The sequence below is a fragment of the Pseudomonas sp. TZ252 genome (genome assembly GCF_056110345.1).
Window position 1 is genome coordinate 83,693 of sequence record NZ_CM148566.1, and the last position, 12,306, is coordinate 95,998.

Annotated in this window: 10 protein-coding genes; 5 read left to right on the forward strand and 5 right to left on the reverse strand. The window is 67.3% G+C overall.

Annotated elements, in window-relative coordinates; translation table 11 throughout:
• Positions 1 to 405: 405 nt before the first annotated feature.
• Positions 406 to 3,114: a cation-transporting P-type ATPase gene (locus ACYAF3_RS00420; protein ID WP_003116553.1), complete on the reverse strand. Its 2,709-nt coding sequence runs from the start codon at positions 3,112 to 3,114 to the stop codon at positions 406 to 408.
• 165 nt (positions 3,115 to 3,279) lie between these two features.
• Positions 3,280 to 3,711 carry an acetyltransferase gene (locus ACYAF3_RS00425; RefSeq protein WP_003082981.1) on the reverse strand — a complete coding sequence of 144 codons (432 nt, stop codon included), beginning with the start codon at positions 3,709 to 3,711 and terminating at the stop codon, positions 3,280 to 3,282.
• A gap of 259 nt (positions 3,712 to 3,970) precedes the next feature.
• Here ACYAF3_RS00425 and ACYAF3_RS00430 point away from each other — a divergent pair, with 259 nt between their 5' ends.
• On the forward strand, positions 3,971 to 5,560 hold the full coding sequence (locus ACYAF3_RS00430) for a hypothetical protein (RefSeq protein ID WP_003100461.1): 1,590 nt from the start codon (positions 3,971 to 3,973) through the stop codon (positions 5,558 to 5,560).
• Here ACYAF3_RS00430 and ACYAF3_RS00435 read toward each other — a convergent pair.
• Complete coding sequence (locus ACYAF3_RS00435) at positions 5,526 to 7,142, reverse strand: ATP-binding cassette domain-containing protein (RefSeq protein WP_073658518.1); 1,617 nt, start codon at positions 7,140 to 7,142, stop codon at positions 5,526 to 5,528. The two genes, ACYAF3_RS00430 and ACYAF3_RS00435, sit on opposite strands and share 35 nt — an antisense overlap.
• 196 nt (positions 7,143 to 7,338) lie before the next feature.
• Here ACYAF3_RS00435 and ACYAF3_RS00440 point away from each other — a divergent pair, with 196 nt between their 5' ends.
• Complete coding sequence (locus tag ACYAF3_RS00440; RefSeq protein WP_003100463.1) at positions 7,339 to 7,674, forward strand: hypothetical protein; 336 nt, start codon at positions 7,339 to 7,341, stop codon at positions 7,672 to 7,674.
• Here ACYAF3_RS00440 and ACYAF3_RS00445 read toward each other — a convergent pair.
• Positions 7,632 to 8,243: a tRNA-uridine aminocarboxypropyltransferase gene (locus tag ACYAF3_RS00445; protein ID WP_003082973.1), complete on the reverse strand. Its 612-nt coding sequence runs from the start codon at positions 8,241 to 8,243 to the stop codon at positions 7,632 to 7,634. The genes ACYAF3_RS00440 and ACYAF3_RS00445 overlap by 43 nt on opposite strands.
• Before the next feature lie 295 nt (positions 8,244 to 8,538).
• On the opposite strand from ACYAF3_RS00445, the gene bdlA reads away from it, so the two are divergent.
• On the forward strand, positions 8,539 to 9,792 hold the full coding sequence (gene bdlA, locus ACYAF3_RS00450; protein ID WP_003082971.1) for a biofilm dispersion protein BdlA: 1,254 nt from the start codon (positions 8,539 to 8,541) through the stop codon (positions 9,790 to 9,792).
• A gap of 3 nt (positions 9,793 to 9,795) precedes the next feature.
• On the opposite strand, the gene ACYAF3_RS00455 is transcribed toward bdlA, so the two are convergent.
• Positions 9,796 to 10,689: a LysR family transcriptional regulator gene (locus ACYAF3_RS00455; protein ID WP_073658516.1), complete on the reverse strand. Its 894-nt coding sequence runs from the start codon at positions 10,687 to 10,689 to the stop codon at positions 9,796 to 9,798.
• 206 nt (positions 10,690 to 10,895) lie between these two features.
• Between ACYAF3_RS00455 and speB the strand changes: the two genes are divergently transcribed.
• A complete protein-coding gene (gene speB, locus ACYAF3_RS00460; protein ID WP_003082966.1) occupies positions 10,896 to 11,855 on the forward strand; it encodes an agmatinase in 960 nt (319 codons plus the stop codon).
• Between the two features lie 14 nt (positions 11,856 to 11,869).
• Positions 11,870 to 12,289: a YybH family protein gene (locus ACYAF3_RS00465; RefSeq protein WP_003112430.1), complete on the forward strand. Its 420-nt coding sequence runs from the start codon at positions 11,870 to 11,872 to the stop codon at positions 12,287 to 12,289.
• The last annotated feature ends 17 nt before the right edge of the window (positions 12,290 to 12,306 follow it).

The following is a 12,306-nucleotide window of genomic DNA, read 5'->3' on the forward strand; positions in this document are numbered from 1 at the left end:
ATTCGGCACCCGATATCCGGCACGTTGTACGGCAGTCCGAGAATCCCGGCTTCCTGCCGAGGCGCATGCGCCCGTGCCCGACGACCCCTGAAGATGTCCAGTCAGCCCACTCTATAGAGTTGGCGTTGTGCCGGAAAGGCACATTTCAGTCCCACTTAACAATAGACCGCAGCGTTTGATGCACCTAGTACGATACCCGTCCTAGAGGGTAAGCAAACGTTTAAATGTGATCTAGATCACATTTTATGCGAACTGAATACCCAGTCACACCTGGTCCCCGGGTTCACTGTCGGCCCATCGCCACGCGTGCGACCGCTCTCGGCCGGGCGATCCGAGGCGCAGACGTCTGTGCGCGGCGCACGGGCAAAGGCACAGCGCCACGGCCAAGGGGGCGACCTCGCGGCGTCAGGCCTGCCGGGCACGGACCCGGCGACATAGCCACTTTTCCAGTTCGGCGACGCAGAACAGGCCGAGCCCGGCCAGCAGCACCCGCGCCCACTCGCCCGGGGCCAGGCCGACCGAGCCGAACAGCGCCTGCAACGGCGGCGCGTAGGTATAGAGCAGTTGCAGCACCACGCAGGCGGCGATCGCCAGCAAGACCTGGCGGTTGCCGAACAGGCCCTCGCGGCTGAGCACCGAATCGTAGATATGCCGGCTGTTGAGCAGGTAGAACATCTCGCACACCACCACGCTGTTCACCGCCATGGTCCGCGCGCTCTCCAGCCCGGTGCCATGCTCCAGCTCCCAGAGGAACAGGCCCAGGGCGCCCGCCATCATCAGCAGCGAGACCAGCAGCACCCGCCAGACGAAGAACAGCGACAACAGGGGCTCCGCCGGCGGACGCGGCGGACGCTGCATCAGGCCGCGCTCGGCCGGATCGAAGGCCAGCGCCAGGCCCAGGGTGCTGGAGGTGACCATGTTGATCCAGAGGATCTGCGCCGGCGTCATCGGCAGGGTCAACTGGAACAGGATCGCGGCGATCACGATCAGCGCCTCGCCACCGTTGGTCGGCAGCATGAAGAGGATGAATTTCTTCAGGTTGTCGTAGACCGCCCTTCCCTCGCGCACGGCATTGGCGATGGTGGCGAAATTGTCGTCGGCGAGGACCACCTCGGCCGCCTCCTTGGCCGCCTCGGTGCCCTTGTTGCCCATCGCTACGCCGACGTCGGCGCGCTTCAGCGCCGGCGCATCGTTGACCCCGTCGCCGGTCATCGCCACCACCTCGCCGCTGGCCTGCAGGGCCTGCACCAGGCGCAGCTTGTGCTCAGGGCTGGCGCGGGCGAACACATCGACGCCCGGCAGCACTTCGCGCAGGCGCTGGTCGTCGAGCAACTCGATCTCCGCGCCGGTCAGCGCCGGCCGGTCGATGCCGATCCCGAGCATGGCGCCGATCGCCCGCGCGGTGTCGACGTGGTCGCCGGTGATCATCTTCACCGCGATACCCGCCGCCTGGCATTCGGCGACCGCGGCCACGGCTTCCTCGCGCGGAGGGTCGATGATGCCCACCAGGGCCAGCAGGGTGAAGCCATGTTCCACGTCGGCGAAATCCAGCGTGCGCTGCTCCGCCGGCATCGCCCGTCGGGCGATGGCCAGCAGGCGCAGGCCGCGAGCGGCGGTGTCGGTGGCCAGGCGCCGCCAGTAGTCCGGGTCCAGCGGCCGCACCGAGTCGCCCACCCGTTCAGCCTCGCACATGTCGAGGATGCGCTCCGGCGCGCCCTTCAGGTAGACCATCGCCTGGCCTGCGTGGTCGTGGTGCAGGGTGGCCATGAAGCGATGCTCGGACTCGAACGGAATCGCATCGCTGCGTGGCCGTTCCGCCGCCAGCGCCTGCGGATCGAGGCCCAGCTTGAGGCCGAGGCTGAGCAGCGCGCCTTCGGTGGGGTCGCCCTCCAGTTGCCATGCCTCGCCCTCCTGGTGCAGGCGCGCCTCGTTGCACAACAGCGCCGCGCGACCGATCTCCTGCAGATCGTCGCGTCCGGCGGGATCGAGGCCTTCGCCGTTGTGGCTGAAACCACCCAGGGGGGCGTAACCGGCGCCGCTGACCTCGATTACCTGGTCGGCGGTGACGATACGCTGCACGGTCATCTCGTTGCGGGTCAAGGTGCCGGTCTTGTCCGAGCAGATCACCGTCACCGAACCCAGCGTCTCCACCGCCGGCAGGCGGCTGACGATGGCGTTGCGCCGGGCCATGCGCTGTACGCCGAGGGCGAGGATCACCGTCATGATCGCCGGCAGTCCCTCGGGAATCGCCGAGGCGGTCAGCGCCACCACCAGCATGAACATGTCCACCATCGGCTGGCCCTGCCAGAGGGTGCCGAGGACGAAAGTGGCGCCGGCCAGCAGCAGGATCGCCAGGGCCAGCCAGCGACTGAAGCTGGCGATCTGTCGCAGCAGCGGAGTGGCCAGGGTGCGGACTTCGCGCAACAGCGTACCGATCCGGCCCAGTTCGGTATCCCCGGCGGTGGCGACCACCACTCCGCGCGCCTGGCCGCTGGTCACCAGGGTGCCGGAATAGGCCATGCAACGGCGGTCGCCGAGCAGCGCGTCGATGGCCACCGCGACGCAGCCCTTCTCCACCGGCACCGACTCGCCGGTCAGGGCCGACTCGTCGACATGGAAGTTCTTCGTTTCGAACAGCCGCAGGTCGGCCGGCACCCGGTCGCCGGAGGCCAGCAGCACCACGTCGCCCGGTACCAGGCGTTCGGCGTCCAGCGCCTGGCGCTGGCCGTCGCGCAGGACCAGGGCATGCAGCGAAAGCATGTCGCGGATGGCGTCCAGCGCGTTGGCCGCCTTGCCCTCCTGGACGAAACCGATCAGCGCGTTGACCACCACCGCCAGGAGGATTACCGCACTGTCCACCCAGAAGCCGAGCAGCGCGGTGACCAGCGAGGCGAACAGCATCATGTACAGCAGGACGTTGTGGAACTGCCGCAGCAAGCGCAGCAGCGGCCCCTGGCGTTTCGGCGCGGGTAATCGGTTGTAGCCGTGCGCCGCCAGGCGGCGGGCGGCTTCGTCCGCGTCCAGGCCGGCGGCGGAGCTGTGCAATCGTTCCAGCACCCGTTGCGGCGGGCTGGCATGGGCGTCGCGGGAAGACAGGGGTGGGATGCCGTTCATGGGATTCCTGCGCCTCGTTCTGATGAACAGAACTATCGGGCAGGCCTGCGCCGCAACGTTTGACCTGTCTCAAACGGATGCTTGCAGTTGAAAGCATCTGGCCGGGGAAAACTTTTCCGGATGTTGCGCGGCACCTCGCTCCACAGGGCGAGGTGCCGCGTCCTCCTACAGGCTCATGTGCAGCAGCGGGAACGGCCGCCCCGCCGAGTCGGTCGCGGAGCGGCCGGTCTGGCGGAACCCATAGTGTCGATAGAAGCCGCAGGCCTGCGGGTTCTGCTCGTTGACATCGACGCTCAGGCGCGGCCAGGTCGCCCGCGCATGATCGAGCAGGCGTCGGCCGATACCCCGGCCGCGCAGCCCGGGTTCGACGAAGAGCATCTCGACATGCGCCTGGTTCAGGCCGATGAAGCCCTGGGCCACGCCGTCGTCGTCGACCAGCACCCAGACCTCGACGGCCGGCAGGTACAGGTCGCGGACCTGTGGGTAAAGCTCGACGATGTCCGCTTCACTGAGAAAGTCGTGGGTCGCGCGGACGGAACGTTCCCACAGGTCGACCAATGCCGTGTTGTCGGCGTCGACGCGCTTGCGAATGTGCATGCTGGATTCCTTTATCCGAAAGATTCCAGGTAGAACGAAAGGCAGCCGCGACCGCCAGGCCGGGCGCCACGCTGAGGTTCGTCGCCTGGATGCCCGTGGCGCGAATCAACGCATGGACGGTGCACAGCGGCGGCGACGAGGGAGGAAGGGAGCGCCATCCTAGAAGAAAACGACCGGTCGGAACAGCCGCTCTTCCCATGCTTTTCCCGAAACGACGAATGAACGACACTGCGCCCGACTCTTTTTCCCGGTATCGCCCATGCCCAACTCCCCGCTTCCTTCCGGCCGCAGGCTGCCCGCTTGCGCCTTCGCCGACATCGGCGAGCCCTACGCCGTGTTCCAGGCTCCCGGCGGCGCGCTCCTTGCGGTGGCCAGCGCCTTTCATGGGCAACACCCGGGCCGACAGCTCGACGTCTACGAACAGAGCCTGCGCCTGTACCGCGGCGGCGACCTCGAATGCATCGCCGTCCTGCCGGACCTGGGCTTTCCGCTCAACGCCATCGCCTGGCACCCGAGCCGGCCCGTACTGGTGATCGGCGGCGGACGCTACGACGGCGGCGCCTTCTTCGAAGGCGGTCTGCTGGCCTGGGACTACGCGAGCGGCAAGACCCAATCGCTGCTCGCCGACAACCGCGAAGTGCTCGCCTGCGACTTCGAGGACGACGGCCGGCGCCTGACCTTCACCGTCGCCCCCAGCGACGACCTGGAGGACCGACCGTTGTTCCGCCAGCGCCATTCGCTAGCCTTTCCGGTCGACGCCCCACTGGTGCTGGACGACCTGCCCGGCACCCGCCTGCCCTTCGACTGGGCCCTCTACCCTGCCTCGACACAACGCGAAGCAGCGCTGCCGATCCTGGAAAACCTAGCCCTGGGCAAAGATCGGCGGTTCCTGCATCGTCCACCGGTATGGGACCTGTGCTTTCTCGACGGCCAACGCCTGGCCATCGCCCGCGCCAACCCCCGGCTCGAGCTCTGGAATCTGGCCGACGACAGCCTGCGCAGCTTCGAACTGGCCGAACGGGGCCAGTGCCTGCAGGTCTTCCATAACGCCACGGACGACAGCCTGCTGGTCAATCTGCAACTCGGGTATGCCGCCCAGCGACTGTTCAAGGTGCCGCTGACACCGGGACAACCGCTGCTCCTGAGCGACTGCCGCCATCTGCTGGCGCAATCCGCCCAAGGCGGTTTTCTCGCCCGCCAGATCGCCCTCGAGGGCAAAGACCTGGAAGACCTCGTGCTCGACCCGGCCGGCCGGATCATCCACAGGCGCCGTCTCGGACACTACGACCTGTTCAACCACCATCTGCGCATCGACCGTGGCGAAGCCTTCTTCTACCTGGCCGGCAATCCGCCGGAGCAGCACCAGGACAAGGGCCTGTTCCGCCTCGACCCGCAGACCTTCAAGACCCGCGAAGTGCTACGCCTGGAGCGCCACCCGGAGCACTTCAACAACCTGCACGGCTGCCTGCTGGGCAATCGCCTGCTGCTCAACGCCAAGGTCTACAACTCGCCGCATCACGCCTACGGTACCCAGCGCCTGACCTGCTACGACCTGGAGAGCCGCGGCACGCTCTGGGGCGCGACCCTGTCCGCCCAGGTCAGCGCCTTCGCGCCGTTGCCCGGCGGACAATGGATCGCACTGGCGCTGGTCGATGGTCAGGTCGAGGTACGCGACCTCGCCAGCGGCGAATGTCGCTGGCGCTACCGCACGGCAGACGCCATACCGCTGTGCCTGGCAGTCAGCGACAAACTCCTCGCCATCGGTTTCAGCCACGGCGGAGTCAGCCTCCTGCAGGTCGCGGCGGATGGCCAGCTCATCGGTCCTCCAGGCGCCAACCCGCGGCAGTAGCCCGCAGTTCGCCATCCAGCGCCAGTCGCCGGAGAAACACCGGGTCGTGGGACACCACCAGCAAGGCCCCACGGTACTGCCCGAGCATGCTTTCCAGGGCCTGCCGCGCAGCCAGGTCGAGGTGGTTGTCCGGTTCGTCGAGCAGTAGCAGCTGCGCCGGCCGGTCGGCGTAGAGCACCAGGGCCAGGGCCGCCTTCAGGCGTTCGCCGCCGCTCAGCGTCGCGCACGGCTGGGCGAGCCGTTCAGCCGGCAAGCCGAGTTGCGCCAGGCGCGTGCGCAGCCAGCTTTCGCCGCGACTGCGATTGACCTCCAGCAACTGCTCCAGCACGCCTCGCCCGTGGTCCAGCACGCTCAGCCGCTGGTCGAGATAGGCGGCGCCCACCGTCACCGCGCAGGTTCCCGCCAGCGGCGCCCGTTGCCCGGCCAGAAGCCGCAGCAGGGTCGACTTGCCGCTGCCGTTCGGGCCGACCAGCGCCAGCCGTCGCGGACCGCTCAGGAGCAGGTCGATTTCGCGCAACGGCCCGCGCAGATGCGGCAGGACCGCGCCCTTCAACTCGACGATCCGGCGCTGTGCCGCCAGTTCGGCATCGGGCGAATCGAGCAGCAGCGGCGACGCCTCCTCGACCTCCCGGGCAGCCTCGCGCACCTCGCGGTCGAGACGCTCGCGCTCCGCCTGGTGGGCGTTGCGCAGCTTGCCGGCGCTGACCTCGCTACGTTCCCTGAACCCACCGAGCAGGATCTTCGCCTGGTTCGCCGTCTTGCCTTCGCGCCGGCCGCTGGCCTGGCGCCGCTCCTGGCGCTGCTGCTGTTCGCGCATGGCCAGGGTCTGCCGCTTGCGCTCCAGACGACGCTGGTCCAGGCGACGTTCGGCGGCCTCGCGCGCCTCCTCCCGGCTCTGCGCGTAGAAGGAATAGCCGCCGCCATAGCTGCGCAGGCCGAGGGTCGACAGCTCGACGATCCGCTGCATGCCCTCCAGCAGTTCGCGGTCATGGCTGACCAGCAGCAGGCCGCCGTCCCATACCGCCAGGCGCGCCCGCAGCAAAGCGCGTGCCGGCCCGTCGAGAGGGTTGCTCGGTTCGTCGAGGATGAGAAAGTCGGCGTCGTCGAGGAATGCGCCGAGCAGCGCTACGCGCATGCATTCGCCGCCGCTCAGGCGTTCGCTCGGGGTGTCCGCGCGGAGATGGCCGAGCCCCTCGGCGGCCAGGGCGTCGGCCAGGCGTTGGCGGATGTCCCAGCGCTCGCCCAGGCATTCGTAGTCGGCGGCGTCGAGGCTACCCGCCTCGATCCGCGCCAGCGCCTCCAGCCATGGGCGGACGCCGGCCAGATCGGCGACGGTCGGGTAGTCGGCCGGTTCGAGCTGCTGCGCCAGGTAGCGCACGCGCCCCTGGCGCCGGACGCTGCCGCTGGACGGCTGCAAGTGTCCGGCGAGCAGGCGCGCGAGCAGCGACTTGCCTACGCCGTTGCGTCCCACCAGCCCGGTGTGCCGGGTGTCGAAGGTTTCGTCGAGATCGGAAAACAGAAGGCTGCCGTCCGGCAGCTGGAAAGAGACGCCATCGAGCGTCAGGGTCGACGTCTTCGTCATGGATACCCCCTTGATGCCATGCATTCCCCCGGGCCCTCGGGCCAGGGACGGAAAACCGGCCGTGCAGACACGGCAGCATCAATTGCGCATCGGACGAACACCTCGTACGGAAGGAAAGACCGCGGCAGTCTACTCCGCCCATGCGGCCCTGCCAATCGGGCATACTTTTCGTTTCCGACAGACACGACCGACCGACATGGCCAGACCGCGCATCTCCGAACTCTTCGAACAGGAACCCTCGCGCTGGGGCGGCCGTGGCGACCCCTACCTCTGGCAGGAAATGGCCGGGCAACTGGCGGACGCGTCCTGGCCGGCTTCCGCAGCGGCCCTGGAACACCTGCTCGGCGAGACCTTCGAGCGCCTCAGCGGCCATCCGCTGGAATACGATGCCTTGATCTACCTCGCGCGCCACGCCCACGGCGGCATGTCCAGCGGCATGGTCAGCCCGGAGTTCTGGCGCGAAACGGCAATCCCGGAACTGCTCGACCGCTATCGGCGGCGGCGCTCCTGGCTGAGATGGTTGCGCCGATAGGTGTCCTCGCCCATCGCCGCGATCTGCCCCTCGATCAGGGCATCGAAGGGTTTCAGCAAGGCTTCGTGGGTACGCGGCGCCTCCAGTTCGTCGAGCGCCGCAGCGATTGCTTCGATGGTCGACAGCGCGCCCTCTCCCGGCGCCTTGCGCAGGCGATAACGCGACGCCATGCCTTCGGCCAGGCTCACCCGCGGCAGGGCCGCCAGGGCCGGGTTCAGGTGCAGGAGCTTGCGCGCCTTGCGCCAGGTGCCGTCCGGCACCACCAGCAGGAGGGGCTCGCCGGCGGCCTCGGCGGCCATCTCTGCCAGCGCACGCGCCTGCTCGCCGGGAAACAGCAGGCAGGCCCGGTAGCCCGGTACCCGCCAGGTCTCCTCGGCGAAACGCTCGCCAACCCGCAGCTCCGCATTGCACAAGCCGAGGACGGCCAATCCTGCGGTATTCAACGCGTGCCCGACCTCGCTGGGGTGCTGCAGGACCAGCACCCGCGTACGCGACGGCAAGGAGGGAATCAGCGCGCAGAGGCAATGGCTGGCGGGGCGAGCGCAACGCTCGCAGCGGATACGTGGCATGGGACGACTCCTGGAAGGGGCCCAGTGTGCCACAGGCGGAGGGGCTTCCTCTCACTCGCAAAAACGTCATATTTCCGACGAATGGCGGTAATTTGTTTCACCCATTAAGAATAACGACGATTTTTTGTCATTCGATGAAAAAATACAATCGTCCCACCCTCTCAACTCCCGCCCATCGGCGCCGAAGACAGGGATGAGCCCCTCTCTCTATCCAAGGATTTTTCTCATGTTCACTCGCAAGTACCGACAGATGAACGCCGACTTGCAACAGCAACTCGCCGCCGAGCGCCTGCACATGGCGGCCCTGGACCGCTCCATGGCGCGCGTGGAGTTCGATCCGGACGGCAATATCACCGATGCCAATGAGAATTTCCTGACCCTGCTGGGCTACCGCCGCGACGAGATCCTCGGCAAACCGCATCGCCAGCTTTGCGACGGCGCCTACGCGCAATCGGAAGACTACCGGCGCTTCTGGGAACGCCTGCGGCGCGGCGAACACTTTTCCGGCCGCTGCAAGCGCATTACCCGCGAGGGCCGGCCACTCTGGCTGGAAGCCACCTACAACCCCGTACGCGACGGGCAGGGTCGACTGCTCAAGGTGGTCAAGTACGCCAGCGACATCGATGCCATCGTCCACCAGGAACACGAGATGCAGAGCAAGCTGGATGCCCTGTCCCGCTCGATGGCGATGATCGAGTTCGACCTCGACGGCAATGTCCTCGCGGCCAACGACAACTTCCTCGCCACCATGGGCTATGGCCGGGCCGAGCTGGCCAGCGCCAACCACCGTCAGTTCTGCGAACCGGGCTACCGCGACGGCCCGCAGTACGCCGACCTCTGGCGCCGCCTGAACCGCGGCGAGTACGTCACCGGGCAGTTCCGCCGGGTCCACCGCAACGGCCAGCCGGTCTGGCTGGAAGCCAGCTACAACCCGGTCTACGACGCCGACGGCAAGCTCTACAAGGTTGTCAAGTTCGCCAGCGATGTCAGCGACCGCATGCGCCGCTACCAGGCCGAGGCGGACAACGCCCACCAGGCCCATACCCTGTCCACCGAGACCCGCACGGTCGCCGAACACGGCGCGCTGATCATCCAGAGCGCGGTGGAGGAAATGCTCAAGATCGCGAATACCCTGGATGCTTCCTCGCTGAACATCGGCGAACTGTCACAGCACTCGCAACAGATCACCTCGATCGTCAACACCATCCGCGAGATCGCCGAGCAGACCAACCTGCTCGCCCTCAATGCCGCCATCGAGGCCGCCCGCGCCGGCGACCAGGGTCGCGGCTTCGCCGTGGTGGCCGACGAGGTGCGGCAACTGGCGGAACGCACCAGCAAGTCGACCAAGGAGATCGCCGACATGATCGGTCGCATCCAGACCGGCACCCGCAGCGTCATCGACGACATGCAGCACAGCCAGGAACAGGCGCGGCGCGGCGTGGAGCTGGCCAACGAGGCCGGCGCGGCGATCCTCGGCATCCGCGAGAGCACGCACAAGGTGGTAGAAGCGGTGCAGCAGTTCTCGCGCACCCTCAACGCCGATCTCTAGGGCTCAGGCCAGGCTCATCTGCGTCCGCAACTGGTCGCGGAAGGCCTGGATCAGCGGCTCGCGCGAGCGGCCGCGACGGAGGATCAGGGAGAATGGCGCCTGGTAGCCGAAGGTCGCCGGCAGCAGGGCGCGCAGGCGCCCCTGCTCGACCCACGGGTGAGCGTAGTGCTCCGGCAGGTAACCGATGTAGCCGCCGGAAAGGATCAGGATCAGTTGCGCCTCCATGCTCTCCACCGTTCCCGCGCTGTGCTTGAATCCGTGCCGAGCCAGCTCGGCCTGGCTCCAGTAGCCGCGGCCGACCATGCGTTGCTGGGTGATCAGATCGGCGGGAATTCTCCGCCCGTCGAACAGCGGATGCCGGTCGCTGCAGTACAGCCAGTGCTGTTCGCGGTACAGCGGCTGGTAGACCAGTCCGTTCATGCGACTGGAAAAGGCGCCGATAGCCAGGTCCTGGCGGTTCTCCAGCACGCTCAGTTGCAGTTCGTAGGGGCTCTGCACCAGCAGGTGCAGGTGCACCGCCGGGTGTTCGCGGCTGAAGGCGCCGATCACCTCGGCCAGCGGCAGCGCCGGGTCGCTCACCGTGGAATCGAGCACGCCGAGGTTCAGGGTGCCGCGCAGCTCGCCCTTCAACGCCAGAGCGTAGCGTTCGAAGCCTTCCAGTTCGCCGAGGATGCGCAAGGTTTCCTGGTGGAACAGCTCGCCCTTGCTGGTCAGGCTGAAGCCACCGCGGCCACGGTGGCAGAGCAGGATGCCGAGCTGGTTCTCCAGTTGGCTCATGTAGGTGCTGATCGCCGAGGTCGACAGGTTCAACTCCTGCTGGGCGGCGGCGAAGCCCTGGTGGCGCACCACCGCGGCGAAGATGCGCAACAGGCGCAGGTCGGGCAAGGCGTTGGACACGGCGACTCCGGTTTGCGGGCGAGGATTTCGGACTGCGGGCCGAGGCAAAGGCCGCCGTCCAGGCTCGGCGGCGAAGTCTAGCCGCTTCGCCGTTAGTTTAGAAATCTCTGAACTGATTATTTGTAGCCAGCGATTTGACTCGCTACCGGCTGTGAAGAGAATCCATCCGACCCCTAAAACAACCACAACGACCGTGAGGCCACCCCGTGGACAAGAATCTCCACCAGCCCCTGGGCGGCAATGAAATGCCCCGCTTCGGCGGCATCGCCACCATGATGCGCCTGCCCCATGTCCAGTCCCCCGCCGAACTCGACGCCCTCGATGCCGCCTTCGTCGGCGTGCCCCTCGACATCGGCACCTCCCTGCGCTCCGGTACCCGCTTCGGCCCCCGCGAGATCCGCGCCGAATCGGTGATGATCCGTCCCTACAACATGGCCACCGGCGCCGCCCCCTTCGACTCGCTGAACGTGGCGGACATCGGCGACGTCGCGATCAACACCTTCAACCTGCTGGAAGCCGTGCGCATCATCGAGCAGGAATACGACCGCATCCTCGGTCACGGCATCCTCCCGCTGACCCTCGGCGGCGACCACACCATCACCCTGCCGATCCTCCGCGCGATCAAGAAGAAGCACGGCAAGGTCGGCCTGGTCCACGTCGACGCCCACGCCGACGTCAACGACCACATGTTCGGCGAGAAGATCGCCCACGGCACCACCTTCCGCCGCGCGGTGGAAGAAGACCTGCTGGATTGCGACCGTGTTGTGCAGATCGGCCTGCGCGCCCAGGGCTACACCGCCGAGGACTTCAACTGGAGCCGCAAGCAGGGCTTCCGCGTGGTGCAGGCCGAGGAGTGCTGGCACAAGTCGCTGGAGCCGCTGATGGCCGAGGTCCGCGAGAAGGTCGGCGGCGGCCCCGTCTACCTGAGCTTCGACATCGACGGCATCGACCCGGCCTGGGCGCCCGGCACCGGCACCCCGGAAATCGGCGGCCTGACCACCATCCAGGCGATGGAAATCATCCGCGGCTGCCAGGGCCTGGACCTGATCGGCTGCGACCTGGTCGAAGTCTCGCCGCCCTACGACACCACCGGCAATACTTCGTTGCTGGGCGCCAACCTGCTCTATGAAATGCTCTGCGTCCTCCCGGGCGTGGTGCGTCGCTGAGCCGTAGCGCGACCATGACCGACGACCGCGTCGAACAGGTGCTGGAGGCCGCCCGCCGACTGGTGGCGGCCTTCGCCCGCAACGATGCCGAGGCCTATTTCGCCGCCTTCAGCGAGGACGCCAGCTTCATCTTCCACAACTGGCCTCAGCCGCTGCGCTCGCGCGCGGCCTACCGCAAGTTGTGGGAGCGCTGGCGACGCGAGGACGGCTTCGAAGTGCTGGCGTGCGAATCCAGCAATACCTGCGTCAGCCTGCAAGGCGACCTGGCGATCTTCAGCCACGATGTCGCCACCCGGCTGCGCCTCCAGGGAACGGAAAGCCTGAACCGGGAACGGGAAACCATCCTGTTCCGCCTAGAACAACAAGAAGGCCGTTGGCTGGCCTGCCATGAGCACTTGTCGGCGATGCCGGAGTACCTGCCATCGACTAGCTAGCTCTCCCGGGAGAACGT